This window comes from Promicromonospora sp. MS192 (genome assembly GCF_049532985.1).
Classification (GTDB): Bacteria; Actinomycetota; Actinomycetes; order Actinomycetales; family Cellulomonadaceae; genus Promicromonospora.
Genome location: NZ_CP186693.1, coordinates 500,964 through 525,997, shown reverse-complemented (window position 1 = coordinate 525,997; position 25,034 = coordinate 500,964). Strand labels below are relative to the sequence as shown.

Genomic DNA, 25,034 nt, shown 5'->3' with positions numbered 1-25,034 from the left:
ATATCCCTCCCTAGATAGATAGTTACTGTGCTTGAATATAGCCTGGCTAGTAAATCGACGGAGGAGGACCCGTGGTGACCGAGAGAGTCGTCCTGCTGGACGACGACGGCAGGCCCGTCGGCACGGAGCTCAAACGCCTCGTGCACTCCACGAGCACACCCCTGCACCTGGCGTTCTCCTGCCACGTGCTCGACGCCGCCGGGCAGGTGCTGGTCACCCGGCGCGCGCTCGGCAAGCTCACCTGGCCCGGCGTCTGGACCAACTCGTTCTGCGGCCACCCGCAGCCGGACGAGCCCCACGAGGACGCGATCGCACGGCGCGCTCAGGACGAGCTCGGCCTCACCGTCCGCGACGTCCGCGTGGTGCTACCGCACTTCCGGTACCGCGCCACGGACGCGTCCGGGATCGTCGAGAACGAGGTGTGCCCCGTCTACCTCGCGGTCACCGACCAGGAGCCCCGCCCCCACCCGGACGAGGTCATGGAGACCCGCTGGACGGACCCCGCCGGCCTCGGCGACGCGCTGCGGGCGGCACCCTGGGCCTTCTCGCCGTGGTTCGTGCTCCAGGCCGGGCAGATGCCGCTGTACACGCCGTCCGCCCCGGAGGCACCGCGATGACCGGGACCCTCGCCCGCGACGCCGTCGACGCCGTCGACGCCGTCGACGTGGTCCTGGCGGAGCTGTTCGAGGACCGCGTGCGCCGCGCCGCCCGGCACGGCGAGCAGTACGCCCTGCTGTGGCGGCGGCTCGCCCGGTCCGTCGAGGGCGGCAAGCGACTGCGCCCCCGGCTGCTGCTCGACACCCACCGCGCCTTCGGCGACCCGCACCCGCAGGACGCCGCCGTGGCGGGCGCCGCCTTCGAGCTGCTCCACACCGCCCTGCTGCTGCACGACGACGTGCTGGACCAGGACCGGAGCCGGCGAGGCCGCCTCAACCTGACCGGCGAGTTCACGCAGGACGCGCAGGCCGACCTTCCGCCGCGCACCGCGGACGCCTGGGGCGAGGCCTCGGGCATCCTCGGCGGCGACCTGCTGCTCAGCGCCGCCCACGCCCTCCTGGCCCGCGTGCGCCCCGCGGCGTACGAGGCACTGAGCGCCCTCGTCGACGAGTGCCTGTTCCGCGCCGCGGCCGGCGAGCACGCGGACGTCGCGTTCGCGCTGGGCACCGTCCCGGCCACGCCCGAGGGCCTGGTGCGCATGATGGAGGACAAGACCGGCGGCTACTCCTTCGCCGCCCCGCTGCGGGCCGGCGCGGCGCTCGCGGACGCCGGCGAGCAGGCCGACGCGGAGCTGGAACGCGTGGGCACTGCCCTGGGCGTGCTCTACCAGCTCCGGGACGACCTGCTCGGTGTCTTCGGCGACGCCCGCCGGACCGGCAAGAGCACCACGGGCGACCTGCGCGAGGGCAAGCGGACGCTGCTCGTGGCGTTCGCCGAGGGGCACCCGGCCTGGACCGCGGTGCGCCACCGCTGGGGCGCCCCGGACCTCGACGCGGACGACGCCGACGCCCTGCGGGCCGCGCTGGTCGCCAGCGGTGCCCGGGACGCCACCGAGCGGCTGGTCGAGAGCCGGCGCCGGGAGGTCGTCGACCTGATCGGCGGCACGGCGCTGCCGACCGCGCTGCGGCACCACCTGACCGACCTCGCCGACCGGATCGTGGACCGCGACTCATGAGACCGTCCTCCTCGCTCGCCCTCTACTCCGACACCGCGCACGCTGCCGCGGCTCACGTGCTGCCCGCCTACTCGACGTCGTTCAGCCTGGCCACACGGCTGCTGCCGCCCACCACGCGCGCCATGATCGAGGACGTCTACGCGCTGGTGCGCGTGGCCGACGAGATCGTGGACGGCCCCGCGCACGAGGCGGGGCTCGCGCCCGCCCAGTGCCGGGCCACGCTGGACGCCCTGGAGGCCGAGACCTGCACGGCACTGCACACCGGGTTCAGCGCGAACGTGGTGGTGCACGCCTTCGCGGCGACCGCCCGCACCGTCGGCATCGACGAGACGCTGCTGCGGCCCTTCTTCGCCTCGATGCGCCGCGACCTGGACCCCGTGGCCGCCCTCAGCGAGCACGAGTACCGCACCTACGTGCACGGCTCGGCCGAGGTGGTCGGCCTCATGTGCCTGCGTGCCTTCCTGCACGGCTCACCCGTCACCCCCGCGGTGCGCGCACGGCTGGAGGAGGGGGCCCGCCGGCTCGGCGCGGCCTTCCAGAAGATCAACTTCCTGCGCGACCTCGGCGACGACCAGGACCGCCTGGGCCGGACCTACTTTCCCGGGGTACCCGAGGTGCTCGACGACGCGAGCAAGGCCGCCGTCGTGGCCGACATCGACGCAGACCTGGCCGCCGCCCGCGCCGTCATCCCGTTGCTGCCGCCGGGCCCGCGGAGGGCGACGGCGCTGGCCGCGGGCCTGTTCGGCGAGCTCAACGAACGGCTGCGGAACACTCCTGCCGCGGGGCTGCGGACCCGTCGGGTCTCGGTGCCGCCCGCGGTGAAGCTACGCATCGTGGCGACCGTCCTGGCCGGCGCGCAGGCGGGAGCCCGCACATGAGCCGCACGGACGGCCGGCGCGTCGTGGTGGTCGGTGGCGGCATCTCCGGGCTGGCCACCGCGGCCCTGCTGGCCCGCGAGGGCGCGTCCGTCACGCTGCTGGAGGCGCGCGACGAGCTCGGCGGCCGGGCCGGACGGTGGGAGCGCGACGGCTTCCGGTTCGACACCGGGCCGTCCTGGTACCTCATGCCGGAGGTCTTCGACCACTTCTTCCGCCTCATGGGCACCACCGCCCGCGACGAGCTCGACCTCGTGCGGCTCGACCCGTCCTACCGGGTCTGGTTCGAGGGCGAGGCCGAACCCTTCGACCTGCCCGCGGACGGCGCCCGCGAGGCGCTGCTGGCCCTCGACCCGGCGTCCGCGCCACGACTCGGCGCCTACCTCGACTCCGCCGGCGAGACCTACCGGATCGCCACCGAACGGTTTCTCTACGCGACGTACGCCTCGCTGCGGCCGCTGCTGGACCAGGACCTCGTCCAGCGCTCCCCGCGGCTGATGCGCCTGCTCGCCGAACCGCTCGACCACTTCATCGGCCGGCACACCACCGACCACCGCGTGCGCCGCGTGCTCGGCTACCCCGCGGTCTTCCTCGGCACGTCGCCCACGGCGGCGCCGAGCATGTACCACCTGATGAGCCACCTCGACGTGACCCAGGGCGTGCTGTACCCGCGGGGCGGGTTCGGCGCGGTGATCGACGCCGTCGCCCGGCTGGCCGAGCGCGCGGGCGCCAAGCTGCTCACCGGGCGCCGCGTCGAGCGGATCACGGTGGCCGACGGGGCCGCGTCCGGCGTCGAGGTCGCCGACGGCACGGGCGGCACCTACCACCTGGCCGCCGACGTCGTGGTGTCGACGGCGGACCTGCACGTCACCGAGCGCCGCCTGCTCGACCCGGCGCACCGCAGCCGCAGCGACCGCTGGTGGCGGCACCGCGACCCGGGGCCCGGCGCGGTGCTGGCGCTGCTCGGCGTGCGCGGCGAGCTGCCCCGCCTGGCCCACCACACGCTCCTGTTCGCCCGCGACTGGCAGCAGGGCTTCGAGGCGATCTTCGGGGACTCGCCGCGGGTGCCCTCACCGGCGTCGCTGTACGTGTGCCGCCCGAGCGCCACCGACGATGTGGCCCCGCTGGGGCACGAGAACCTGTTCGTGCTGGTGCCCGCACCGGCGGACACCACGATCGGCGCCGGCGGCGTGGACGGGGCCGGGGACGTGGGCGTGGAACGCGTCGTGGACCAGGCGATCGCCCAGATCGCGTCGTGGACGGGCACGCCCGACCTCACCGAGCGCGTGGTGCTGCGGCGCACCATCGGGCCCGCCGACTTCGAGCGGGACTTCGGCGCCTGGCGCGGCGGCGCGCTCGGCCCCGGCCACACGTTGCGCCAGAGCGCGGTGTTCCGGGGTCCGAACGCGTCCCCGCGGGTGGCGAACCTGCTGTACGCGGGCGCCACCACCATCCCCGGGATCGGCCTGCCCATGTGCCTGATCAGCGCGGAGCTCGTGGTCAAGCGCCTGCGCGGGGACACCAGCGCGGGACCGCTGGAGGTGCCGTGAGCCTCGCCTACCTCGTCGCCCTGCTCGTGTCCGCGGCCGGAGTGCTGGCGGTCGACCGGCGGTTCGGCCTCTTCCTCTGGCGGGACCCCTTGCGCGCCGCCGCCGTCCTCGTCCTGGGAACGGCGTTCTTCCTGGCCTGGGACCTGACGGGCATCGCCCTGGGCGTGTTCCTCCACGGCCCGGGGCCCTACCAGACCGGCATCCTGCTCGCCCCGCAGCTCCCCCTGGAGGAGCTCGTGTTCCTCGCGTTCCTGTGCGAGCTGACCATGGTGCTCGTGCTCGGCGCCCAGCGGCTCCTGACCCGGACGGAGCGCACCCGATGACCTACGTGCTGCTCGCCGCCGGCTTCCTGGTCCTGGCCGCCGCGGTCGCCGTCGTGGCCCGCCGCGCGGGTGCCCCCACCGCCGGATGGCGTGCGCTCGCGCTCGCCGCGGGCGCGCTGCTGGTGCTCACCGCCGTGTTCGACGCCGCGATGATCGCCGCCGGACTGTTCACCTACGCGGGCGAGCACGTCTCCGGCCTGCGGCTCGGGCTCGTGCCGGTCGAGGACTTCTCCTACCCGCTGGCCGCCGTGGTGCTGCTGCCCGCCCTGTGGTCGCTGCTGGGAGGTGGCCGTGCTCGCTGACCTGGTGCGCGCCTCGCGCCCCCTGAGCTGGATCAACACCGCCTACCCCTTCGCCGCGGCCTACCTGCTGACCGCCGGCCGGGTGGACGTCGCCCTGGTCGTGGGCACCGTGTTCTTCCTCGTGCCGTACAACCTGGCGCTGTACGGGATCAACGACGTCTTCGACTACGCCTCCGACCTCACCAACCCGCGCAAGGGCGGTGTCGAGGGAGCCCTCCTGACCCCGCGCCGGCACCGGCCCGTGCTGGTGGCCTCCGTCGTGAGCTGCGCGCCGTTCGTCGTGGCCCTGGTGCTGCTCGGCCCGCCGGCCTCCTGGGCGGCGCTCGCCGTCAGCCTCTTCGCCCTGGTGGCCTACTCCGCCCCGCCGTTCCGGTTCAAGGAGGTGCCCGTGCTGGACTCGCTCACCTCCAGCGTGCACTTCGTGAGCCCGGCGGTCTACGGCCTCGCGCTGGCCGGCGCCGCCCCCACCGCCGGGACGCTCGCGGTGCTCGGCGCGTTCCTGCTGTGGGGCATGGCGAGCCACGCCTTCGGGGCGGTGCAGGACGTCGTCCCCGACCGCGCGGCCGGCATCGCCTCCGTGGCGACGGCGCTGGGCGCGGCCCGCACGGTGCGCCTGGCCCTGCTGGCCTGGTGCGCTGCCGGCGTGCTGGTCGCGACGGTCGGCCTGCCCGGCGCGCTGGCCGGGCTGCTGGTGCTCCCCTATCTCGCCCTGGCGCTCCCCTACGCGCGGGTGCGCGACGAGGACTCCGCCCGGGCGAACGGCGGCTGGCGGCACTTCCTGTGGGTCAACTACGCCGTCGGCACCGCCGTGACCATGATCCTCATCGGCTACGCCCTCCGGGACGGAGTGTTCTCGTGACCAAGGAACCGCACACCTTCTCCGGCGTCGTGGGGCACCCACGACCCGAGGTCTTCACCTGGCACCAGCGACCGGGGGCCATCGAGCGCCTCACGCCCCCGTGGCAGCCCGTGCGCGTGCTGCGGGAGGCGACGTCCCTGGCCGACGGCGAGGCCGTGCTCGGCCTGCCGCTCGGCCTGCGCTGGGTGGCCCGGCACTCGGCGTACGACCCGCCGCGGCGGTTCGTGGACGAGCTGGTCTCGCCGCCCCTGAGCTGGGCCGTGCGGTGGCGCCACACGCACGACTTCCGCGACGAGGGGGCGCGCACCCGCGTCACGGACACCGTGGACACCGACGTACCCGAGGCTCTGCTGCGCCCGATGTTCGCCTACCGGCACCGGCAGCTCGGGCTGGACCTGGCGGCGCAGGCCACGGCCCGGGAGGCGGGCGACCGGCCGCTGGTCGTCGCGATGACGGGTAGCCACGGCCTCGTGGGCAGCGCCCTCACCCCGTTCCTCACCACCGCGGGCCACCGGGTGGTCCGGCTCGTGCGCGGCACCCCGCACGGCCCGGACGAACGGCACTGGGACCCGCACACCCCCGCCGAGGACCTGCTGCGTGGCGTGGACGCCGTGGTCCACCTGGCCGGCGCGTCGATCGCCGGCCGGTTCACGGCCGAGCACCGCGCCGCCGTCCGCGACTCCCGGATCGGCCCCACGCGCGCCCTGGCGGAGCTGGCGGCGCGCACCACGGACGGGCCGTCCGTGCTGGTGACCGCTTCCGCGATCGGGTACTACGGTCCCGACGGCGGCGACGAGGAGCTCACCGAGGGCAGCCCGCGCGGCGACGGCTTCCTCGCCGACGTGGTCGCCGACTGGGAGCAGGCCGCCGCGAGCGCCGCCGACGCCGGCCTGCGGGTGGTCAGCGTGCGCACGGGGCTGGTGCAGTCCCCGCGCGGCGGCACGCTGCGCCTGTACCGCCCGCTGTTCACGTCCGGGCTGGGCGGCCGGCTGGGTGACGGGCGGGCCTGGCGGTCCTGGATCGGCATCGACGACCTGGTGGACGTCTACCACCGTGCCCTGTACGACGTCGCGCTGTCCGGGCCGGTCAACGCCGTCGCGCCGCACCCGGTGCGCGACGACGCCTACGCCGCCACGCTCGCGCGGGTGCTGCGGCGGCCCGCCCTGGTGCCCGTGCCCGGCGCGGGACCCCGCCTGCTGCTGGGCCGCCAGGGCGCGGCCGAGCTCGCGGAGGCGAGCCAGCAGGTCTACCCCGCCGCCCTGCTCGCGGCGGGCCACCGGTTCCGGCACCCGCTGCTGGAGCCTGCCCTGCGGCACCTGCTGGGCCGGGTCGGGCAGGACTGACGGCTCAGCGGGCCGTGACGGCCGCGGCGGGTTCCGGGGACCGCGCGTCCACGAGCCGGTAGGGCGCCACCCGCCCGGAGAGCCCGCGCCGTCCGGCACTGAACAGGACCGCGACCACCAGCACGGTGGCGACCAGCGAGCTGAGGCCGTCCGCCCAGGTGAGCCCGCCGACGTCGAGCATCGTGGCGGCGTCGGCGAGGGTCTGCAGCAGGCCCCAGAGCGCTCCCCCGGCGAGCCCGCGCCGCAGGCGGGCCCCGGCCCCGAGCCGCGCGCCGCCGTCGGGCGGGACGACGGCGAGCCAGACGGTGCGCTGGCCCAGCGACTCGCCCCCGCCGGTGACCAGCGGCAGGCCGAAGACGAGCACCCAGGCCAGCACGCTGGTGCCCAGCCACAGCAGGGGCGTGTCCGCCGGGATGGTGCCCACCGTGAGGTAGGACGCCAGGCCCCAGCCCATGGCCAGGACGCCGCCCAGCACGCTGTACGCGGCGGCGTCGACCAGCATGCCGAGCCAGCGCCGCCAGACCGTCACGGGTCGCGGTTCGCCGCGGGTGGCGGCCAGGGCGCGCGCCCCGGGCATCCAGCGCAGCACCCAGGGCGCCACGAGCGCCCCGAGCACGCCGCCGAGGGTGTTGGTGAGCAGGTCGTCGACGTCGGCCAGGCGGTAGGAGCAGGGGACGACGCCGAAGATACCGGTGTACTGAACCGTCTCGATGAGCAGGGACGCCGCCAGCGCCGATGCCGCGGAGGCGAGCAGTCCCCAGCCCAGGTAGCGGCGCACCAGGATGCCCCAGGGCACGAACAGGACGACGTTGAGGACGCCCTGCAGCACCGAGATGTCCCGGACCGCCGCACCGAGGGACATGCCGGCCGTGCGCTCGCGGACGTCGGCGACGATCTGGAGCGGGCGGAGCTGGGCGCCGTCGTACCCGTACTGGGCGCACCATGCGGCCAGGTCGCCGCTGGGCAGGGGGAGCAGGGTGTAGGCCAGCAGCGCGGTGCCGTAGACCGCGAGCGCCGCGGCGCCGACGAGCCGGACCAGGTTGATGGCCCCGTACCGCCGTACCTGGACCACGAGGATCGGCACGAGGAGGGCGACGAAGAGGCCGGTCCCGAGGAGTACGCCCACTCGGGCCGGCCAGGTCCACACGTCGGTCACCCGGTCACGCTACGGGCCGGGACTTGCTCGCGCTCGCGCAGTGGCGTAACTTCGTCCGTACTTTCTTGTCCTAACAATTACGCCGCCATCGCGGGCGGCGTACGAACGAGAGGTTCGCCATGGATGCCGGGCACTCACCGAAGTCACCCGTCCCCCTCTACGACTGGATGAACAGGATCCCGGGCGGGCTGATGCTCGTGCCGCTCGTGCTCGGCTCGGTCGTGGGCACCTTCTTCCCGGGCTTCCTGGAGCTCGGCTCCTTCACGACCGCCCTGTTCAAGGACTCGGCGCTGCCGCTCATCGCGGTGCTCATCTTCGCCACGGGCATGCAGATCACGGCCCGCACGTCGGGCCCCGTGCTGGCCGCGACGGGCACGCTGCTGCTGACCAAGTCCCTGATCCCGGCGGCGCTGGTGGCGCTGGCCGGTCACTTCTTCGGGATCGAGGGTTTCCTCGGGGTGTCGATCCTGGCGCTCATGGCCACGGTCGACAACAGCAACGGCGGCCTCTGGCTCGCGTTCACCGGCAAGTACGGTGACGAGCGGGACCGCGGCGCCTACATGGCCTCGGCCCTGAACGACGGCCCGTTCATCTCGATGCTGTTCCTCGGTGCCTCCGGCCTGGCGGACATCCCCCTGACGGCGTTCCTCGCCGCGATCATCCCGCTGCTGCTCGGCTTCGTGGTCGGCAACCTCGACCCGCGCTGGACCGAGATCATGCGGCCGGTGCCGAACATCGTGATCCCGTTCTTCGCGTTCGCCCTGGGCACCGGGATCGACCTGCGCGACGTGGTGACCGGCGGTGCGAGCGGCATCCTCGTGGGCGTCTTCGCGGTGCTGCTGACCGCCGCCCTGACCTACGCGGGCTACCGGTTCATCCTGCGGCGCGGGGTGCGGTCCGGCATCGCCATCGCCTCCGCGACCACGGCCGGCAACGCCGTCGCCACGCCCGCGATCATCGGTGGCGTGGACCCGTCGTTCGAGCCGTACGTGGCGGTCGCCACGGCGCAGGTCGCCTCGGCCGTCCTGGTCAGCGCGATCCTCGCCCCGCTCCTGGCCACCATCGTGCTCAAGCGCCAGGGCGGCCTCGCCCCGGCGGACGACGCCGAGCCCGTGGCGGTCCCGGCCGGCGACGGGCACGGCGAGGGGCGGGGCACCGCATGAGCCAGGACACCGTCGGGGTCGTCGCTGACGACCTCACCGGAGCGGGCGACTGCGTGGTGCAGTTCGCCCGCGCCGGGTGGCGCAGCCACCTCGTGCTGGGCACCCGGCCGCCCGCGGGCGAGCGGACGGCGGTCGCCGTCGTCACCGACGCCCGCCCCCTCGACGACGACGCCGCCGCCCGCGCGACCGCCGGTGCCGTGCGCGGGCTGGTGTCCGCCGGGGCCGGCCGGCTCTACGTGAAGATCGACTCGACGATGCGCGGCAGCGTGACCGGGCAGGTCGCCGGCGCGCTGACCGCGTGGCGCGCCCAGCACCCGGCGGCGTTCGCCGTCGTCTGCCCGAGCTATCCCGCGCTCGGGCGCACCGTGCGTGAGGGCGTGCTGCTCGTGGACGGCACGCCCGTCGCCGGGACGGCGGCCGGGCGCGACCCGGTCACGCCGGTCCGCGAGAGCGACCTGACCAGGCTCCTGCCCGGTGCCGTCCGGGTGCCGTCCGACGGCGACGCGAAGGACCTCGCCGTCCGCCTGGCCGACGCCGGCCGGGACGGGGGCACCGTGGTCGTGGACGCCACCGAGGACGCGGACCTGGGCGCGCTGGCCGAGGCGGTCGCGCTGCTCGGGCCGCTGGCGGTGCCCGTCGGCTCGGCGGGCCTCGCGGCGGCGCTCGCCCCGCGCTGGGGCGACGGCACCGCGGCACCCGAACCGCCCCGGACCGGCGCCGAGCGGGTGCTGGTGGTGCTCAGCTCGCTGCACGAGGTGTCCCTGCGGCAGGCGGACGAGCTGGTCCGCGCCGAACCGGGCACGCAGGTGCACACCGCGGACGCCGACCCGCGCACGGCGGCGCCCGGGGTCGGCCAGCCCCGCACGGTCCTGGTCCGGACCCCGGAACCCACCGGCACCGGCCGCGAGCACGCCGCCCGGGCGGCGCACGCCCTGGCCGAGCTCACCGCCGCCGTCGCGACCAGCTCCCGCCCCGACGCCCTCGTCCTCATGGGCGGCGACGGCGCCCGCGCCGTCCTCGCCCGGCTCGGTGCCCGCAGCGTGCGGGTCGTCGGCTCGGTGGCCGAGGGCGTACCGCTCGGGCACATCGAGGGCGGCCCCCTCGACGGCACCGCGGTCGTGACCAAGGCCGGTGGTTTCGGCACCGCCCGGACCGTCGTCGACGTCCTCGAGAACCTGAGATCGTACTCTTCCCACCAGGAGGTAAACCCTTGAGCATCCCCACCCTCGCCGTCACCCTGGGCGACGTCGCCGGCATCGGCCCGGAGATCACCGCCAAGGCCCTGCTCGGCCACGACGACCTGCGCGCGCGCTGCGTCCCGGTGGTCGTGGGCGACGCCGACGCGATGCGCCGTGCCGTCTCGGCCATCGGCGGCGACCCGGCCGCGGTGCACGTCATCGCCACCCCGGCCGAGGCCACCAACGCGCCGGGCACCATCGAGCTGCTCCAGACCGGCCCGTCGCTCGGCGACGTGCCCCTCGGGGAGCTCAGCCCCGCGGCCGGCGACGGCGCCTACCGGTTCGTCGTCGAGGCGTGCCGCCTGGCCCGCGAGGGCCTGGTCGACGGCATCGTCACCCCGCCGCTGAACAAGGCCGCGATGCACGCCGGCGGGCACAAGTGGCCCGGACACACCGAGCTGCTCGCGCACGAGTTCGGCGTCAAGAACTTCAGCCTCGTGCTCTCCGCGGGCGACCTCTACTTCTTCCACCTGACCACGCACGTGTCGCTGCGGCAGGCGATCGACGACGTGACGCCCGAGCGCACCCGCGACGTGCTCGACCTGGCCGGCGCGTTCACCGCCGCCCTGGGCCGCCCGGACGAGCCCATCGGGCTGGCCGGCCTGAACCCGCACGCCGGCGAGAACCGGCTGTTCGGCGACGAGGACGCCGACGTGCTGGCGCCCGCGGTCAAGGCCGCCCGGGCCCGGGGCATCAACGCCCACGGCCCGCTCCCGGCCGACGCGCTCATCCCCGCCGCCGTCAAGGGGAAGTGGAACATGGTGGTCGCCTGCTACCACGACCAGGGCCACGCCCCGTTCAAGGCCGTGTACGGCGACGACGGCGTGAACATCACCGTGGGCCTGCCCGTCGTGCGCGTCTCGGTGGACCACGGCACGGCGTTCGACATCGCCGGCCAGGGCATCGCCCGCGAGGCCAGCCTCGTGCTGGCGATCGAGCGGGCCGCCGAGCTCGCGCCCGGCTGGGACCACGTCTGGCAGACGGCGCAGAAGAGCGCGAGCTGACCATGACCCTTCCCGGCCCCGACGGCACGCCCCTGCACCGGCGGCTCGCGGGCGAGCTGCGCGCCCAGATCCTGGGCCGCGCGCTCGCACCCGGCGCCCACGTGCCCACCGAGGCCGAGCTCCAGGAACGCTACGGCGTCTCGCGCTCCGTGGTGCGCCAGGCGCTGGCCTCGCTGGAGCAGGAGGGGCTGGTGGAGCGCCGCCGCGGGCGCGGCACCACCGTCCGGGAGCGCGGGGAGCTGCACCGCCTGGTGCAGCGCGTCCCGGGTCTCTCCACCCAGGTGGAGGACGGCGGGGTGCACGTCAGCACCCAGGTCCTGGAGCTCGGCCCCGAGCCGGCCTCCGAGGCCACCGGCGTGCTCGGCTCTCCCACCGTGCTGCGGATGCGCCGCCTGCGCAGCACCGACGGCGAGCCGCTGGCCGTCATCGAGACCTGGCTGCCCGCCGAGTTCGGGGACCTGAGCGCCGAGGAGCTGACCGACGCCTCCCTGCACGCGACCATCCAGCGCCGGTTCGGCACGCGCGTCGTGGCCGGGCAGCGCCAGGTCCGCGCCGTCGGGGCCGACACCGACACCGCCGAGGCCCTCCGGGTCCCGGTCGGCGCGCCGGTGCTCCTCCTGGAGGGGACCAGCACCGACGGGTCCGCCCGGGCCGTCGAGGTGTTCCGCACCTGGCACCGGGCCGACCGGGTGGTGTTCGACATCGCGGTGATCAGCGAGCCCGACATCCCGGGGCCCGGCACCCTGCCCGCCCCGGCGGGCCGGCCCGCGCCGGCGGGCGGCACGCCGGACCTCCGCGCCCGGCTCGACGCCCTGGGTCGCGAGATGCTGGACCTCGCGCGGGAGCTGGCGCTCGACGATCAGGCGACGCGGGACTGACCGCGCGGCTCCACGAGCCTCCGGGTCTCCTGAGCCACCGTCGCCCAGCACGCGGGCGGCAGGTCGTGCCCGATCCCGTCGAGCAGCACCAGCTTGGCGCCCGGGACCGCCCGCGCCACGGCACGTGCGGCGGACGTCCGGATCAGCGGGTCGTCCTCGCCGTGCAGGACGAGCGTCGGCACGGCGACGTCACGCAGCGCAGGCCCGCGCCACCGCGCCCGGAGCTGGCGACCCAGCGCGCGCGTGTCCCGCGGGCCCCGGTCCAGACCCCGCTCGATCCGGTCCCGGGCCGCGGTCTCGTCGCACGGGTTGGCGGGTGAGGCCATGCTCTTCGCGACCGCGAGCGACGCGGCGACGTCGCCCTCCCGCCCCGGCGGGAACCGCCGGGTCACCATCCGGGCGAGCAGCCCGGGACGCACGTACCGCAGCGCGGCGTACCCCTCGGCGTCGCTGGGCGGGGCGTCGCACGACACCAGGGCGAGGACCCGCCCGGGATGACGCAGCGCGAACCGCTGCGCCGCGATGCCGCCCAGCGAGTGCCCGAGCACGACCGCCCGGTCCATGCCGACGGCGTCGAGCACGGCGGCGGCGTCGTCCACGACGTCCTCCGCGGTGTACGGCGCGGGCTCGCCGGCGAACAGCCCGCTCCACGGGCCCCTCTGGCGGGGGGTGCCGAACCGGGTGGACTCCCCCGCGTCCCGCTGGTCGTAGCGGACCACGTCGAACCCCTGGTCGGCGAACGCCCGGCAGAGCCCGTCCGGCCACCAGAACCGGGAGATGGCCAGGCCCATCATGAGCAGGAGGGGTACGTCGCCACCCTGGCCGAACCGGTCGTAGGCGAGCTCGACCTCGCCGTTGCGGGCGAAGGTCGTCGGTGTCCAGGTGTCGAGGTCGGTCACCTCAGCCATTGTCGCGCCGGTCGGGACGGACCGCCCGCGGTCAGTGCGTCAGCTTGAGCCCGATGACGCAGCCGATGAGCCCGGCGATGAGCAGCACCCGGACCACGGAGACGGGTTCGGCGCCGGTGACCATCGCCCAGACGACGGTGGTAGCGGCGCCGATGCCCACCCAGACGGCGTACGCGGTGCCTACCGGCAGCTCCAGCAGCGCGAACGCGAGCCCGCCCATGCTCGCGACGAGCGCGAGGCCGAAGACGATGGTGGGGCCGACGTGGCTGAACCCTTCGGAGCGGCTCAGCGCGGTGGCCCAGACGGCCTCGAGGAGACCGGAGACGACGAGGACGATCCAGGACATGGTGTGCTCCTTCGATGCCGTCTTGTCGCACACCGGGTACGGCAACCCTCGTCCGGGAACCCTCTGGGGCTCTGCCGCCATGTTCGCACACCCGGCGCCGGTGCGGGTGGTGGCGCTGCTCACCACGGGGGCTGCTGGTTGACTGTCCGGCATGACGGCGACACGGCAGGTGAGCCAGGTGCTGGACGGCCCGCACGGGCTGCGGATCGGTGTCGCCCTCCTGGTGGGCGTGCTGCTCGGCTGGCTGCTCGCGTGGGACTCCGCGGTCGCCGCCGTGCTCGGCGGCTGGGCCGGGGCGGGCCTCGTGTTCGTGGGCTGGACCGTGCTGGTGATCGTGCCCATGGACCCCGCCGCGACCAGCGAGCACGCCGTGCGCGAGGAGCCGACCCGGACCATCGCGAACCTGATCGTGCTGCTCGCCGCCGTCGCGAGCCTGGGCGGCGTGGCGGTGGCGCTCGTGGGCGGCGGGCTCGGCGAGGGCACCGTCACCATGGGCGCCGTGCTGGCCGCCGTCGTGGTCTCATGGGCCTGCGTGCACACCGTCTTCGCGCTGCACTACGCCCGCGCCTACTACTCCGAGCCCGCGGGCGGCATCGACTTCCACCAGAGCGAGCCGCCACGGTACACCGACTTCACCTACCTGGCGGTCACCGTCGGGATGAGCTTCGCGGTCTCGGACACCGACCTGGCCTCCTCGGGGATGCGCCGCATCGCCCAGGTGCACGCGCTGCTGGCCTACTTGTTCGGCACGGTCGTGGTGGCGCTGCTGATCAACCTCGTCGCGGGTCTGGCGAACGCCTGAGCACGGCCGGGCAGGCGGCTCCGAACGGTGTCCCGGGAAGGTGCCCCGCCCAGCTGCGTTGCCGACGGTAGACGTTGTCTACGCTGCGCAACACACCTGCGCCCCCCCTGTGTTGCCCCGGACCCCCCGGCGGCCGCAGCGCTCCCCGGAACCGCGCTCATCGGCCACGGCCGGGAGCCTACGATCACCCACCCACGCTCCGGCTGCCCACCGGCGCCCCGAGCCGGCGCACCACCGCCGACACCGCCTCGCGCCCCGCGCGGTTGGCCCCGACCGTCGACTGGGAGGGGCCGAAGCCGATGAGGTGGACCCGTGGCTCGGCCGCCACCTGCGTGCCCTCCAGGGCGATGCCGCCCAGCTCGCCCCGCAGCCCGAGCGGGTCCAGGTGCGTCAGGTCGGCCTTGAACCCGGTGGCCCACAGGATGGTGTCGACGGGCGTGAACGAACCGTCCGCCTCCCGCACGCCCATCGGCTCGATCGCCGTGAACATGGGGCGGCGCTCCAGGGCCCCGCGCGCCTTGGCGGCCACCGCGTACGGCGTCCAGATCAACCCCGTGTACGACACGACGCTGCCGGTGGGCCGGCCCGCGGCGACGTCGGCCATGACCTTGGCGATCGTCTCGCGGCCCACCGTCTCGGGGGTGAACTCACCGTCCCGGAACACCGGCTCCCGCCGGGTGTACCAGCGCGTGGTGGCCACGCGGGAGATCTCCTCCAGGAGCTGGATCGCCGAGATCCCGCCCCCCACCACGGCCACCCGCTGCCCCGCGAAGTCTTCGGCCCGCACGTAGTCGCGGGTGTGGAGCTGGCGCCCGACGAACGTGTCCTGCCCCGGGTAGCGCGGCAGCACCGGGTTGGTCCACGTGCCGGTCGCGTTGATGACGAACCGCGTGGTCCAGGACCCGCGGTCGGTCGTCACCACCAGGTCGCCGTCGGGGTCGTCGTCCGCCCGGTGCACCGCCACGACCTGGACCGGCCGCAGGACCGGCAGGTCGAACGCCCGCTCGTAGCCGGCGAAGTAGCGCGGGACGGCGTCCCGGCTGGCCTCGCTGCTGTCCACGGCGGGCTGGGCCAGCCCGGGCAGGTCGAAGATGCCGTTGACGGTCGCCATCCGCAGCGACTCCCAGCGGTGCTGCCACGCACCGCCCGGTGCCGGGTTGGCGTCCAGGACCACGTACGTGCGCTCGCCGTCCGGCTGGTCCAGCACGCTCGCGAAGCCCCGGCGCTGCAGGTGGTACGCCGCCGACAGCCCGGCCTGCCCGCCCCCGACCACCACCACGGTCACCCGTCTCGTCTCGCCCACACCAGCCCCAACACCGCTCCCGGGCAGATGTTCCGGCGAGCCACCCGATGTGACCGATCAGGCGGGCGCCGGCGTGGTGATGCGGCGCACCGCCTCCGTCACCGTGTCCGGGCGGGGCGCCTCGGTGTCCAGGGCACGGTGGATCGTCAGGCCCTCGATCAGCGCGTCGAGCATGCGCGCGGTGACCGGGTCGAAGTGCCGTTCCAGGGCCGCCCGGGAGCGTGCCATCCACGCGTTGGTCAGCTCCCGGTAGGCGGGTTCGCGGGACGCGAGCGTGTAGAGCTCGTGGGTCAGCACGAGGTCACGCTGGGTGCCGAAGACGTCCCGCGTGATGATCGCGACCACGGCCGCCCGGGCGCTCGGCAGGTCGGTGGCAGCGCTCATCCGCTGCTCGAACCCGTCGCTGACGCTCCGCGCGAACCGGCCGAACGCCTCGCGCAGCAGCTCGTCCATGCCGGTGAAGTGGTAGGTCATCGAGCCGAGCGGCACGTCCGCCGCGGCCGCCACCTTGCGGTGCGAGACGCCGGCGACGCCCACCTCCGCGACCAGGTCCAGGCAGGCGTCGATGATGTGGTCCCTGCGGCCGGGGTCGTGCCGTCGTCCCGTCATCTCGCGGCCGGGCCCGGTCAGATCTCGCGGACGACGCGGGCCGGGTTCCCCACGGCGACGACGTTCGCCGGCAGGTCCCGCGTCACGACCGCCCCCGCGCCCACCACGGTGTTGTCCCCGATGGACACGCCGGGGCACACGACGACGCCGCCGCCGAGCCAGACGTTGTCGCCGATCGTGATCGGCAGCGCGGCCTCCAGCTTGTCGCGGCGCGGGCCCGGCTCCACCGGATGGGTGGGCGTCAGGAGCTGGACTCCCGGGCCGATCTGGCAGTCTGCGCCGATGGTGATGGGCGCGACGTCCAGCGCGGTCAGGTTGTAGTTGGCGAAGGTGCGCGGGCCGATGTGGATGTTCTCGCCGTAGTCCACGAACAGGGGCGGCTTCACGAAGGCCTCCTCCCCCAGGGTGCCGAGCAGCTCGGCGAGCAGGCCGCGGGCACCGGCGTCGTCCGCCACCACGGCGCGGTGGTAGGCGTCCGCGAGCGCCACGGCGCGCCGGGCACGGCGCTCGATCTCGGGGTCGTCGGCGATGTAGAGGTCCCCGGCGACCATGCGTTCGTGGTTGGTCCGCGGGTCGCCGGCGAAGTAGTCGTGAGCCATGGGCACAGCGTACCCACCGATGTGTACGATCGTACGCATCGCGGGGTACGCTCGTGCGCATGTCTCTTGCCCCGGGCGACCGTCCAGAGCTCGCCGTCCGCCGCGCCCGTGCCGCCGTCGGCGCGCTGTTCCTGACCAACGGCGCCCTGTACGCCAACCTGGTGCCCCGCCTGCCGGAGATCAAGGCAGCGCTCGACCTGGACAACGCCTCCTACGGCCTGGCCGTCGCGGCCTTCCCGGCCGGGGCGATCGCCTCGGGTCTCGCCGCGGGCTGGATGGTGCGCCGGTTCGGCTCGGCGCGCGTCGCCGTGGTCGGCACCATCCTGACGGGCACGGGCACGCTGGCGGCGGGGCTCTCGCCGACGTTCGCGCTCCTGGTGGCCGCGCTGTTCCTCGGCGGGGCGTCGGACTCGGTCACGGACGTCGCGCAGAACAGTCACGGGCTGCGCGTGCAGCGCCGGTACGGGCGGTCGATCATCAACGGCTTCCACGCCGTGTGGTCCATCGGCGCCGTGCTGGGCGGGTCCATGGCCGCCGCGGCCATCGCGGCCGGCCTGCCGCTGGACGTGCACCTCGGCATCTCGCTGGCGATCTTCGCCGTCGTGGCGCTCGTGGCGTTCCGGTTCCGCCTGCGGGGCGCCGACGACGACGCGGCCGACGACGCGCACGGTCCCGCGGGCGCCGGTGCGCGCGGCGTCGGCCTGAGCGTGCGCACCGTGGCGATCCTCGCGGCGCTCGTCCTCATCGGCATCGGCGGCGCCCTCGTGGAGGACGCGGGCAGCTCCTGGGCGACCCTCTACCTCTCCTCCGGGCTCGGTGCCCCGGCAGCGCTGGCCGCCACCGGGTACGTGGCACTGGTGGGCGCCCAGACCGTGGGGCGGCTGCTGGGCGACCGGCTCGTCGACCGGTTCGGGCAGCGCACCGTCGCCTGCGCCGGCGGCGTCGTCATCGCGCTGGGCATGGGGCTGGCGCTGGCCTGGCCCACGGTGCCGGGCACGATCGCGGGGTTCGCCGCCGCGGGTCTCGGCTGCGCGACGCTCATCCCCGCCGCCATGCACGAGGCCGACGAGCTGCCCGGCCTGCGCCCCGGCACCGGCCTGACCATCGTGTCCTGGCTGCTGCGGCTCGGCTTCCTGCTCTCCCCGCCGCTGGTCGGCCTGGTCGCCGACGCCGTCGGGCTGCGCACCGGCCTGCTCGTGGTGCCGGTCGCGGGTGTGCTGGTCGCGGTCCTGTCCCCGGTCCTGGCTCGCCGGATGCCCCGCCGCTGACGGCAGCCGCACCGGTGTGGGTGGTGAGGGCTAGGGTCGGGTCATGCCAGCGAGACCACAGGCACCGGCGCTGAGCCCGGCGGCGACGCGTGTCTTCCAGCAGCTCGTCATGTCCGGAGACGCCTCGCGCACCGCCCTGGCCGGTGACACCGGCCTGACCCCGGGTGCCATCACCCGCGCCGTGCGGCCGCTGCTGGAGGCGGGCCTGCTGGACGAGTCGGGCGACCGGGTGTCCAGCGAGGGCGCCCTGGGCCGGCCCGCCACGATGGTGACGGTGCGGGCGGGGGCGCACCAGGTGATCGGCGTCAAGATCACGGCCGACCAGATGTTCGGCGTCGTGGCCGACCTGCGCTGCCAGGTGCTGGACGAGGTCACGGTGCCCGTCCCCGACCTGCGCCCCGAGGCGGTCGTCGACCAGGTCGCGGAGCTCGCCACGCGGCTGCGGGAGGGCCGGCCCGAGGTGGGCGGCATCGGCCTGGCGGTCTCGGGCGACGTCGACGCCGCGACGGGCCACGTGGCCTACTCACCGTTCCTGGGCTGGCGCGACGTGCCCCTCGGGGAGCAGGTGGCCCGCCGCACGGGGCTGACCACCACGGTGGAGAACGACGTGCGCGCGCTGCTCACGGGTGAGCGCTGGTACGGCGTGGGCCGGGGCCTGTCCTCGCTCGCGCTCGTCACGGTCGGCACCGGCATCGGGTGCGCGCTGCTGGTCAACGGTCAGGTGGTGCACGGCAGCTTCGGCGTGGCCGGCGAGGTGGGGCACGTGCTCGTGGACCCCGAGGGTCCGCTGTGCCACTGCGGCAACCGCGGGTGCGTCGAGGCGATCGCGGGATCCGCGGCCATCCTGTCCCGCGTGGCCGACGCCGGGCTGCGCGCGGCGAGCGTCGGCGAGGTCGCGGAGCTCGCGCGCGCCGGCCAGCCCGACGCCGTCCGCGTGCTCACCGACGCCGGCCGCGCCATCGGCACCGGCATCGCCACGATCGCGAACCTGCTGGGCGCCCAGCACATCCTCATCACGGGCGAGGCCCTCGGCAGCGACTACGACGTCATGGACCCCCACGTGCGTCAGGCGTTCGAGGAGCGCGCCTTCGGGTCGGCGGCGAAGTCGGGCATCGAGCTGCGTCCGCTGCGGTTCGTGGACTGGGCGCGCGGCGCGGCGGCGTGCTCCGTCGAGCACTTCGTGACGCACTTCGGGCGGTCGTGACGGGCACTCAGTGCCGGTGCTCCGAGGCCTCGACCGGCGTGGCGCCCGGTCGGTCCCACTGGGGCACGGGGCGCCGGGTCGGCCCCCAGGTGGCGTTGCCGTCGGCGTCGGTGGCCCAGTACCAGCACGACTCCCGGCCCTGCGGCCATCCGTCCGGCACGTCCTCCCAGGCCTCGCCCCGGCCGTACGGCGTCATGTCGAGCAGCCCGAAGATGCCCGCGGCGGGCTCGTTGCCACGGCCCGTGGTCCGGTAGGTGAGGTACACGTGGTCGCCGTCGCGCAGGAAGCACGCGATGTGCCCCATGTCGACGCCGATCGGCGCCTCCAGGCCGCGGACCGAGTACCAGGGCTCGGTGTAGCCCATGAACTCGAGGAACGGGGCGACCTCCGCCCAGGGCCCCTCGGTCAGCATCGCGAACGAGACACCGCGCGCCGCCAGGTAGGGGGCCGACCGCTGGATGTGCCAGGCGTTGACGGTGCAGCCCGGGCACTGACCGGCGACGGGCTCGCCGTCGTGCCACATGTGCTGGTAGACCACGAGCTCGTCGCGCCCCTGGAACAGGTCGACGAACGGCACGGCGCCGTCCGCCCCGACCACCCGGGCCGTCCCGTCGACCTGGGTCATCGGCAGCCGGCGGCGGGCGGCGGCGAGCTCGTCGCCCGCGCGGGTGTGGGCCTTCTCCTGCTCCAGCAGGTCGTCGCGCGCCGCCTGCCACGCGGCCCGGTCGACGACCCGGGGGCGGGCGGGCCTGGTGACGGTGGGGTTCTCGGTCATGTCGGGCTCCTGTCTCGTTCCTGCGTCACCCTGACCGACGACGAGCCCGTGCCGGACTCATCGGCCCCCGACCCGGAGGTCCTCACCGGTACGCGCCAGGTGTCCGGCCAGCGACGCCGGGCGCGGCAGCGGCTCGTTCGCCCCGGACGCGCGGAACGCCTCGACGGCCAGGGCCGCGAAGCGGCGCGCCGCCACGACGGTGCGGGCCGACGGCGTCGCGGCCAGCCCCCGGCCCGCCAGCAGGACGAGCACGAGGTCGTCGAGCACGAAGTCGGCACGCAGCTGCCCGGAGGCCTGGGCTCGGCGCGCCAGTCCCCCGAGCATCGCCAGCATCTCGGTGCGGTGCTCGGTGAACGCGTCGGCCCGCGGGTACTCCCCCATGAAGGCGTCGACGAACCCCTGGTTCCCGACGTTCAGCACGCTGATCCGCTCGACCACCGAGGTCAGCCCGCGCCACGGGTCGGGGTCGGCGCTGCCCTCGGCCACGATGCTGCGGCACGCTCGCAGCTCGTCCGCGAACACCGCCTCCAGGAGCACCTGCCGTGCCGGGAACCGGCGGTACAGGGTGGCGGGCCCGACGCCGGCGCGGCGGGCGACCTGCCGCATGGTCACCTCGAGCCCGTGCTCGGCGTACAGCGACCGGGCGGCCGCCAGGATCCTGTCGCGGTTGTCCTGAGCGTCGGAACGCAGCTTGTGGGGCACTGTCTCAGCCATGTCTCTCACTTTCTCCAACCGGACGCAGGCGTCCGTTAGCGTCGCCACGGTAGCGCAACGAGCAAGGAGAGAACGATGCGAGCAGTACGGATCGAACGGTTCGGCGACGCGAGCGGCATGACGGTCGGCGAGGCCCCGGAGCCCGTCCCCGGACCCGGTCAGATGGCCGTGACGATCGAGGCGATCGGCGTGGGCGGTGTCGACGCCGTCATCCGGCGGGGAACGATCGGCAGCATGGGCTTCGAGCCCGGCCTGATCCCCGGCAGCGAGGTGGCGGGCACGGTCACGGCCGTCGGCGCCGGGGTAGACGACTCCTGGGTGGGCCGCCGCGTCTGGGCGTTCACCGGCCTGGGCGGCGGCTACGCCGAGCAGGCGGTGGCGGCGGTGGACGACGTGACCCCGCTGCCCGCGGGCCTCTCGCCCGTCGACGCGGTGACGCTGGGGAGCTCGGGGCCGGTGGCGCACTTCGCGCTGGCGCACGCACACCTCGCGCCCGGGGAGTCGGTGCTCGTGCGGGGTGCGGCCGGGAGCATCGGCGTCGCGGCCGTGGAGCTCGCCGTCCAGGGCGGGGCGAGCGCGGTGGCGGTGACGACGTCGTCGGCCGATCGGGGTGAGCGGCTGCGGGGGTTCGGCGCCACCCATGTGCTCGACCGGTCCGGCGCGGGCCCGGACTCCCCCGCCGCCTACGACGTGATCGTGGACATCGTCGGCGGCCCGGACATCCCGGAGTTCATCGACCGGCTCGCACCGAACGGACGGATGGTCGTGGTCGGTGCGATCGCCGGCATGCCGCCCGCCGACTTCGGGGAGCGGCTGATCGGCTCGTTCCGGCGCTCGCTCTCGTTCGCGACGTTCAGCCTGGACACCGTGCCGGTGCCGGCCCGGAACGCCGTCCGGGCGGAGCAGCTCGCCGCGGCGGCCCGCGGTGACCTGCACGCGGTGGTGCACGACGTGCTGCCGCTGGACCAGGCCTCGACGGCGCACCAGCTCATGGACGACGGGGTGGTGTTCGGGAGGGTGGTGCTGGTGCCGTGACGGGTCAGGCTCGGGCGGCCAGGTCCCTCAGCTCCCGGATGATGTCGGGCCACAGCTCCGCCGGCAGGGTGTGCCCCACGCCGGGATAGAGGCGCAGCACTGCACCGGGTATCTGCCGGGCGATGTCGCGCCCGGCAGATGCCCTGATCAGGGGGTCGCTCTCGCCCACGATCACCAGTGCCGGGACGCGGACCTCCGACAACGGCGGCAGCCGGAACGTCCGCGCCGTCGCAGTCTGTCGTTGCGCGGAGCGGGGGTCGCGCGGGCTGCGCCCGTGGCTGATCGTCGCCGCCTGGCGCGCCCATCGCTCCGGGAACGGGTAGCCGGGCGAGGAGAGCGCACGGTAGATCTCGACCAGGAGCTCGACCGGTCCGTTGCGGGCCAGCGCCCGTCCCGTCAGGGCCAGCCGGATGAGAGCACCCGGGCGCAGGTAAGTCAGCGTCCGGAGCGGACCTGCCGTCACGGGCGGCCCCATGGCACTGACCATGGACCGGACCCGCGACGGGCGCGCCAGCGCCAGCGCCTGCGCGAGACCGGCACCCATGGAGGCGCCCAGGACGTGCGCCGACGACCAGCCGACGGCGTCGAGCACCGCCTCGATGTCGTCGAGCATGTCGGTGCCCGTGTACGCAGACGTGGTCCCGCCCAGCAGCGCCCGAAACGGGTGCTGCCGACTCCGCGACTCGAAGTGCGTGGAGAGTCCGGTGTCGCGGTTGTCGAACCGGACGACGGCGAACCCTGCGTCGACGAGCTGTGCGCAGAACTCGTCCGCCCACCAGACCATCTGAAAGTCCAGCCCCATGATCAGGAGGAGCGGTTCGGCCGAGGTCAGGTCGCCGAACGTCTCGTAGGCGATGGACACATCGCCGTTGTGGGCGTAGCGGACCGCGGAGGGGCGCCGGTACGAGGACTTGCTCACCTGGGTGAGGGTAGCGCGCGGTGCACGACAGCCCGCCGCGCCGCCTCCGCCACGATCAGGTCCGCGGTCTCCTCGGGCGTCTGGTCACCCGAGTCCAGCCACCAGCCCAGGCCGCCCAGCTCGCGACGCTGGTTGCGCGCCAGGGGCGTGACGTCGTAGTCCACACGGGTCTCTACGGCGCGGGTCACGTTCCGGTGACGAGCCACCTCCAACGGCGGGCACAGCACCACCAGCATCAGCGGCCGGGCATGCAGGCGTCCAGCGATGAAGTCGAGCTCCTCCCGGGTCTCGACCACGGAGTCGGCGACCGGAGTGAAGCCTGCCGCGGCGAAGTGCCGGTGATCAGCAGGCAGCCCGGCAGGGTCTCGTGATGAGCCATGCCACCAGCGTGGCAGCACGGCTCAAGCTGACTGTGCGGTGAACAGGGTCCGGTCGTGTGCCCAGGAGAGATCGGCCCGAGAGGCTGTCCGCCCCTTCGGGCTCTTCGATCCTCTTCTCGTTCGGCCGGCGCTGGTTCGGCTGCCGGTGGTGGGTTGCTTGCTTGGTCGGTAGGCGATCGCGCCCTGGTGGTGGGTGGTGTGGCAGCCGATCGAGTAGCGGCTGCGTGGGATGCGTCCGGGGGTTGGGCCGGTCATGCCGACCGCGGGGGTCCAACCCGGGCGCGCGCCACCGCCACCCGCCGTGGAGGGGGTGTTGGCCGGGGTGGTACCTGCGGTCGGGACCGGCGGGACGGCTGTGCCGGCCGTGCCGGTCAGGACGGTCGGTGACGGATCGTGGACCGGCCCCTGACCGCCGGGATCCCGCACACTGTCCGGGGCCGGCGCCTCCGTGACTGCCCCAGTACTGGCCGAGCCCGCCCGGTCGGCGCGCAGGGGTGTTGGTGGCATGGGTGCTACCGAGAGGTGGGTGTGTCCGGTCGGGGTGGTGGTCTCCACGGCGTGGCGTCCCTCGTGCTGGGTGGTCTTCTGTACCCAGCCGGGTGCCTGCTTGGCATGGTTGCACCGCGCGCACAACCCTTGCCCGTTGTCCAGGCTGGTAGGACCGCCCTGGGCGTGCGGGGTGATGTGGTCCAGGTGCCGGATCGGCGCATCACACCACAACGTGGCACAGATCCCCTGCCCCCGGGCCCGCAGCAAGCCAGCCAGGCCTGGTGGGTGGAACCGGGACATCGAGGTCGTGGCCACCAGGCGCCCGTGCGGGTCGGTGTAGATGCTGCGCAACCACGCCGCGTTCGTGTCGATCGCGTGCGCGACCAAGTTCCGCGCCACCGGCGCCGGGACCACACCCCCACCCACCGGGACACCCTCGGTGATCACACCAGGCTGGGTGCCACCAGCCAGCAGCGTGTCGTCGGAGACCAGGAGGTTGATCGCCACCGGCACATCCGCGGCCCGACCCGGGCCACGCCCAGTGACACGCTCGATCAGAGTGTCCGCCATGATCTGACCGGTCCCCCGCTCGTCCCCCGTAGCCTTCACGGATTCAGCGGTCGCCTTGAGGTGGGCGTAGGCCTGCACACCCTGCCCCATCGGCACCAGGGCGGTCAGGTAGACCATCAGGTCCGGGGCCGGGCGGATCGAGACCCGCCGCTGCGAGACGGCCCTCGCGTTGCGGTTCACGCACGCGTGCACATCCAGGCTCGCGGCGAGTTCCTTGATCCGGGCCACCAACCGCCGCGTCCCCATCCGCGCCAAAGCACCCAGGTGCGCGGGGCCGCAGACCTGCTCGTCGATCAGGGCACGATGCTCCACCGACAGGTGCGACGTCTCCCGGACCAACAACGTGGCCCGCCACTGCGAGAGGATCCCCGTCTGCAACGCCGCGAACGTGTGGGGCATCTGCGTCACCCACACCCGGGAGGTGGACACGAACCCGGCCCCGGCGTGCGGGGACACCCGTAGCGCCGCACCCACCTGGTTCGACACACCACGACCACGCCGCTCCACCCGAACACCCTGTGCGGCCTCCTCAGCCCTGGTGGCCTCGTCCAGGGCGACCACCAGGCGGGCCTGCGTCGCGGTCACCGCAGCCTTCACCGCCTCCAACTCACCCAGTAGATCCACCCACTGCGCCTGGACCTCCCGCGAGACCAGACCCGACCCGGACATGTCAGCAGCACCGGGCAGAATCATCCCCGCCAGCGCCTCCCGCACCACCCGCACATCAGCCACAGTGCCGACGCCACCAAG

At 74.5% G+C, this 25,034-nt stretch carries 27 protein-coding genes and 1 riboswitch; of the genes, 16 read left to right on the top strand and 11 right to left on the bottom strand.

The window, feature by feature from the left end; all coding sequences use genetic code 11:
- Nucleotides 1-71 precede the first annotated feature (71 nt).
- From idi to ACO229_RS02330, 8 genes are read left to right on the top strand one after another with little or no spacing between them, the layout of a single operon-like run.
- Nucleotides 72-617: an isopentenyl-diphosphate Delta-isomerase gene (gene idi, locus ACO229_RS02365; RefSeq protein ID WP_423463608.1), complete on the top strand. Its 546-nt coding sequence runs from the start codon at nucleotides 72-74 to the stop codon at nucleotides 615-617.
- A complete protein-coding gene (locus ACO229_RS02360) occupies nucleotides 614-1,672 on the top strand; it encodes a polyprenyl synthetase family protein (protein ID WP_423463607.1) in 1,059 nt (352 codons plus the stop codon). Before idi ends, ACO229_RS02360 begins: the two co-directional genes overlap by 4 nt.
- Entirely contained in the window at nucleotides 1,669-2,550 is an 882-nt protein-coding gene (locus ACO229_RS02355; protein ID WP_423463606.1) for a phytoene/squalene synthase family protein, read from the top strand. The genes ACO229_RS02360 and ACO229_RS02355 overlap by 4 nt, the downstream gene beginning before the upstream one ends.
- On the top strand, nucleotides 2,547-4,097 hold the full coding sequence (crtI, locus tag ACO229_RS02350) for a phytoene desaturase family protein (RefSeq protein WP_423463605.1): 1,551 nt from the start codon (nucleotides 2,547-2,549) through the stop codon (nucleotides 4,095-4,097). Before ACO229_RS02355 ends, crtI begins: the two co-directional genes overlap by 4 nt.
- Complete coding sequence (locus tag ACO229_RS02345) at nucleotides 4,094-4,420, top strand: lycopene cyclase domain-containing protein (RefSeq protein ID WP_397431819.1); 327 nt, start codon at nucleotides 4,094-4,096, stop codon at nucleotides 4,418-4,420. Before crtI ends, ACO229_RS02345 begins: the two co-directional genes overlap by 4 nt.
- Nucleotides 4,417-4,722 (top strand): lycopene cyclase domain-containing protein, encoded by a 306-nt coding sequence (locus ACO229_RS02340; RefSeq protein WP_423463604.1) that lies wholly within the window; start codon nucleotides 4,417-4,419, stop codon nucleotides 4,720-4,722. The genes ACO229_RS02345 and ACO229_RS02340 overlap by 4 nt, the downstream gene beginning before the upstream one ends.
- A complete protein-coding gene (locus ACO229_RS02335) occupies nucleotides 4,712-5,581 on the top strand; it encodes a prenyltransferase (RefSeq protein ID WP_423463603.1) in 870 nt (289 codons plus the stop codon). Before ACO229_RS02340 ends, ACO229_RS02335 begins: the two co-directional genes overlap by 11 nt.
- Nucleotides 5,578-6,924 carry a TIGR01777 family oxidoreductase gene (locus tag ACO229_RS02330; RefSeq protein ID WP_423463602.1) on the top strand — a complete coding sequence of 449 codons (1,347 nt, stop codon included), beginning with the start codon at nucleotides 5,578-5,580 and terminating at the stop codon, nucleotides 6,922-6,924. Before ACO229_RS02335 ends, ACO229_RS02330 begins: the two co-directional genes overlap by 4 nt.
- A 4-nt stretch (nucleotides 6,925-6,928) precedes the next feature.
- Here ACO229_RS02330 and ACO229_RS02325 read toward each other — a convergent pair whose 3' ends face one another.
- Nucleotides 6,929-8,080 carry a VanZ family protein gene (locus tag ACO229_RS02325; protein WP_423463601.1) on the bottom strand — a complete coding sequence of 384 codons (1,152 nt, stop codon included), beginning with the start codon at nucleotides 8,078-8,080 and terminating at the stop codon, nucleotides 6,929-6,931.
- 167 nt (nucleotides 8,081-8,247) lie between these two features.
- Here ACO229_RS02325 and ACO229_RS02320 point away from each other — a divergent pair, with 167 nt between their 5' ends.
- From ACO229_RS02320 to ACO229_RS02305, 4 genes are read left to right on the top strand one after another with little or no spacing between them, the layout of a single operon-like run.
- On the top strand, nucleotides 8,248-9,243 hold the full coding sequence (locus ACO229_RS02320) for a 2-keto-3-deoxygluconate permease (RefSeq protein ID WP_397410877.1): 996 nt from the start codon (nucleotides 8,248-8,250) through the stop codon (nucleotides 9,241-9,243).
- Complete coding sequence (locus ACO229_RS02315; protein WP_397431813.1) at nucleotides 9,240-10,457, top strand: four-carbon acid sugar kinase family protein; 1,218 nt, start codon at nucleotides 9,240-9,242, stop codon at nucleotides 10,455-10,457. The genes ACO229_RS02320 and ACO229_RS02315 overlap by 4 nt, the downstream gene beginning before the upstream one ends.
- Complete coding sequence (gene pdxA, locus ACO229_RS02310) at nucleotides 10,454-11,485, top strand: 4-hydroxythreonine-4-phosphate dehydrogenase PdxA (protein ID WP_423463600.1); 1,032 nt, start codon at nucleotides 10,454-10,456, stop codon at nucleotides 11,483-11,485. The genes ACO229_RS02315 and pdxA overlap by 4 nt, the downstream gene beginning before the upstream one ends.
- Nucleotides 11,486-11,487: 2 nt before the next feature.
- A complete protein-coding gene (locus ACO229_RS02305; RefSeq protein WP_397431811.1) occupies nucleotides 11,488-12,363 on the top strand; it encodes a GntR family transcriptional regulator in 876 nt (291 codons plus the stop codon).
- Here the strand turns inward: ACO229_RS02305 and ACO229_RS02300 are convergent.
- Nucleotides 12,345-13,262, bottom strand: a complete 918-nt coding sequence (locus ACO229_RS02300; RefSeq protein ID WP_423463599.1) for an alpha/beta fold hydrolase — start codon at nucleotides 13,260-13,262, stop codon at nucleotides 12,345-12,347. The genes ACO229_RS02305 and ACO229_RS02300 overlap by 19 nt on opposite strands.
- Nucleotides 13,263-13,302: 40 nt before the next feature.
- Entirely contained in the window at nucleotides 13,303-13,617 is a 315-nt protein-coding gene (locus ACO229_RS02295; protein WP_423463598.1) for a DMT family transporter, read from the bottom strand.
- Between the two features lie 11 nt (nucleotides 13,618-13,628).
- Nucleotides 13,629-13,692, bottom strand: a riboswitch (guanidine-III (ykkC-III) riboswitch).
- 76 nt (nucleotides 13,693-13,768) lie between these two features.
- On the opposite strand from ACO229_RS02295, the gene ACO229_RS02290 reads away from it, so the two are divergent.
- Nucleotides 13,769-14,419 carry a DUF1345 domain-containing protein gene (locus ACO229_RS02290; RefSeq protein WP_397410889.1) on the top strand — a complete coding sequence of 217 codons (651 nt, stop codon included), beginning with the start codon at nucleotides 13,769-13,771 and terminating at the stop codon, nucleotides 14,417-14,419.
- Nucleotides 14,420-14,603: 184 nt separating this feature from the next.
- Here ACO229_RS02290 and ACO229_RS02285 read toward each other — a convergent pair whose 3' ends face one another.
- Genes ACO229_RS02285 through ACO229_RS02275 form a run of 3 tightly spaced genes read right to left on the bottom strand, consistent with a single transcriptional unit; the run spans nucleotide 14,604 to nucleotide 16,930 of the window.
- Nucleotides 14,604-15,722, bottom strand: a complete 1,119-nt coding sequence (locus tag ACO229_RS02285; RefSeq protein WP_423463597.1) for an NAD(P)-binding domain-containing protein — start codon at nucleotides 15,720-15,722, stop codon at nucleotides 14,604-14,606.
- 57 nt (nucleotides 15,723-15,779) lie between these two features.
- The gene (locus ACO229_RS02280; RefSeq protein ID WP_397410893.1) at nucleotides 15,780-16,331 is read right to left on the bottom strand and encodes a TetR/AcrR family transcriptional regulator; all 552 of its coding nucleotides are present in this window, start codon (nucleotides 16,329-16,331) and stop codon (nucleotides 15,780-15,782) included.
- 17 nt (nucleotides 16,332-16,348) lie between these two features.
- Nucleotides 16,349-16,930: a sugar O-acetyltransferase gene (locus ACO229_RS02275; RefSeq protein ID WP_397431805.1), complete on the bottom strand. Its 582-nt coding sequence runs from the start codon at nucleotides 16,928-16,930 to the stop codon at nucleotides 16,349-16,351.
- Between the two features lie 59 nt (nucleotides 16,931-16,989).
- On the opposite strand from ACO229_RS02275, the gene ACO229_RS02270 reads away from it, so the two are divergent.
- The gene (locus ACO229_RS02270; protein ID WP_397431804.1) at nucleotides 16,990-18,198 is read left to right on the top strand and encodes an MFS transporter; all 1,209 of its coding nucleotides are present in this window, start codon (nucleotides 16,990-16,992) and stop codon (nucleotides 18,196-18,198) included.
- 43 nt (nucleotides 18,199-18,241) lie between these two features.
- Nucleotides 18,242-19,402 carry an ROK family protein gene (locus ACO229_RS02265; RefSeq protein WP_423463596.1) on the top strand — a complete coding sequence of 387 codons (1,161 nt, stop codon included), beginning with the start codon at nucleotides 18,242-18,244 and terminating at the stop codon, nucleotides 19,400-19,402.
- A 7-nt stretch (nucleotides 19,403-19,409) separates the two neighbouring features.
- Here the strand turns inward: ACO229_RS02265 and ACO229_RS02260 are convergent, their stop codons facing one another.
- Nucleotides 19,410-20,177 (bottom strand): DUF899 family protein, encoded by a 768-nt coding sequence (locus ACO229_RS02260; protein ID WP_423463595.1) that lies wholly within the window; start codon nucleotides 20,175-20,177, stop codon nucleotides 19,410-19,412.
- Between the two features lie 57 nt (nucleotides 20,178-20,234).
- The gene (locus ACO229_RS02255) at nucleotides 20,235-20,891 is read right to left on the bottom strand and encodes a TetR/AcrR family transcriptional regulator (protein ID WP_397431799.1); all 657 of its coding nucleotides are present in this window, start codon (nucleotides 20,889-20,891) and stop codon (nucleotides 20,235-20,237) included.
- 75 nt (nucleotides 20,892-20,966) lie between these two features.
- Between ACO229_RS02255 and ACO229_RS02250 the strand changes: the two genes are divergently transcribed.
- The gene (locus ACO229_RS02250) at nucleotides 20,967-21,926 is read left to right on the top strand and encodes a zinc-binding dehydrogenase (RefSeq protein WP_423463594.1); all 960 of its coding nucleotides are present in this window, start codon (nucleotides 20,967-20,969) and stop codon (nucleotides 21,924-21,926) included.
- A 4-nt stretch (nucleotides 21,927-21,930) separates the two neighbouring features.
- On the opposite strand, the gene ACO229_RS02245 is transcribed toward ACO229_RS02250, so the two are convergent.
- From ACO229_RS02245 to ACO229_RS02235, 3 genes are all read right to left on the bottom strand, one after another.
- On the bottom strand, nucleotides 21,931-22,845 hold the full coding sequence (locus tag ACO229_RS02245; RefSeq protein ID WP_423463593.1) for an alpha/beta fold hydrolase: 915 nt from the start codon (nucleotides 22,843-22,845) through the stop codon (nucleotides 21,931-21,933).
- Nucleotides 22,842-23,141, bottom strand: a complete 300-nt coding sequence (locus ACO229_RS02240; protein WP_423463592.1) for a hypothetical protein — start codon at nucleotides 23,139-23,141, stop codon at nucleotides 22,842-22,844. Before ACO229_RS02240 ends, ACO229_RS02245 begins: the two co-directional genes overlap by 4 nt.
- A gap of 105 nt (nucleotides 23,142-23,246) precedes the next feature.
- Nucleotides 23,247-24,977 (bottom strand): DUF222 domain-containing protein, encoded by a 1,731-nt coding sequence (locus ACO229_RS02235; RefSeq protein ID WP_423465253.1) that lies wholly within the window; start codon nucleotides 24,975-24,977, stop codon nucleotides 23,247-23,249.
- Nucleotides 24,978-25,034: the final 57 nt, after the last annotated feature.

Coding starts and splice junctions, on each gene's coding strand:
- ACO229_RS02260 (WP_423463595.1), bottom strand. CDS start 20,177: ATGACCGAGAACCCCACCGTCACCAGGCCCGCCCGCCCCCGGGTCGTC.
- ACO229_RS02275 (WP_397431805.1), bottom strand. CDS start 16,930: ATGGCTCACGACTACTTCGCCGGCGACCCGCGGACCAACCACGAACGC.
- crtI (WP_423463605.1), top strand. CDS start 2,547: ATGAGCCGCACGGACGGCCGGCGCGTCGTGGTGGTCGGTGGCGGCATC.
- ACO229_RS02290 (WP_397410889.1), top strand. CDS start 13,769: ATGACGGCGACACGGCAGGTGAGCCAGGTGCTGGACGGCCCGCACGGG.
- ACO229_RS02315 (WP_397431813.1), top strand. CDS start 9,240: ATGAGCCAGGACACCGTCGGGGTCGTCGCTGACGACCTCACCGGAGCG.
- ACO229_RS02265 (WP_423463596.1), top strand. CDS start 18,242: ATGCCAGCGAGACCACAGGCACCGGCGCTGAGCCCGGCGGCGACGCGT.
- ACO229_RS02320 (WP_397410877.1), top strand. CDS start 8,248: ATGAACAGGATCCCGGGCGGGCTGATGCTCGTGCCGCTCGTGCTCGGC.
- ACO229_RS02270 (WP_397431804.1), top strand. CDS start 16,990: ATGTCTCTTGCCCCGGGCGACCGTCCAGAGCTCGCCGTCCGCCGCGCC.
- ACO229_RS02305 (WP_397431811.1), top strand. CDS start 11,488: ATGACCCTTCCCGGCCCCGACGGCACGCCCCTGCACCGGCGGCTCGCG.
- ACO229_RS02280 (WP_397410893.1), bottom strand. CDS start 16,331: ATGACGGGACGACGGCACGACCCCGGCCGCAGGGACCACATCATCGAC.
- ACO229_RS02355 (WP_423463606.1), top strand. CDS start 1,669: ATGAGACCGTCCTCCTCGCTCGCCCTCTACTCCGACACCGCGCACGCT.
- ACO229_RS02235 (WP_423465253.1), bottom strand. CDS start 24,977: ATGATTCTGCCCGGTGCTGCTGACATGTCCGGGTCGGGTCTGGTCTCG.
- ACO229_RS02340 (WP_423463604.1), top strand. CDS start 4,417: ATGACCTACGTGCTGCTCGCCGCCGGCTTCCTGGTCCTGGCCGCCGCG.
- ACO229_RS02360 (WP_423463607.1), top strand. CDS start 614: ATGACCGGGACCCTCGCCCGCGACGCCGTCGACGCCGTCGACGCCGTC.
- ACO229_RS02295 (WP_423463598.1), bottom strand. CDS start 13,617: ATGTCCTGGATCGTCCTCGTCGTCTCCGGTCTCCTCGAGGCCGTCTGG.
- ACO229_RS02250 (WP_423463594.1), top strand. CDS start 20,967: ATGCGAGCAGTACGGATCGAACGGTTCGGCGACGCGAGCGGCATGACG.
- ACO229_RS02255 (WP_397431799.1), bottom strand. CDS start 20,891: ATGGCTGAGACAGTGCCCCACAAGCTGCGTTCCGACGCTCAGGACAAC.